Annotated in this window: 1 pseudogene; it reads right to left on the reverse strand. The window is 75.8% G+C overall.

Annotated elements, in window-relative coordinates:
* A pseudogene (locus G3I78_RS48535) lies at positions 1 to 442 on the reverse strand (MFS transporter permease); the annotation flags it as partial.

A 442-nucleotide genomic window follows, 5' to 3' on the forward strand; every position in this document is an offset into this window, starting at 1 on the left:
CCGTGAGCAGGGCCGCCAGGTGGACCGCGGGTGCGGCCGACAGCCCGAGGGCGAGGGCCGCCGCGCCCTGGAGCGCGCACCACAGCGGCAGCAGCGCAGCCCGCTGCGTGTGCCGGGTGAAGAAGGAGGAGGCGATCATGCCGAGGGCGAAGACCGCCTCCAGCAGGGAGACGTACTGGCCGCGGCCGCCGTAGTGCTCCCCGACCAGCGGCACGACGAGGGTTCTCACGCAGGACTGGAAGACGAAGTCGGCTGCGCACAGCACGATCACGCCGAGGACGGCGAGGTCGCCGCGGTGGCGGTGGAACATGGCCCGCCAGTCGTGCAGGGCCAGCGGCAGCGCCGTACGCAGGACCCCGGCGGCCGGGCCGCGCGGCTCGGGGGCCGTCGCCGGCAGGCCTCGTACGTGCGCGGCGACGGCCAGCGCGACCACCGTGTCGGC

Source organism: Streptomyces sp. SID13726 (assembly GCF_010548375.1).
Lineage (GTDB): Bacteria > Actinomycetota > Actinomycetes > Streptomycetales > Streptomycetaceae > Streptomyces.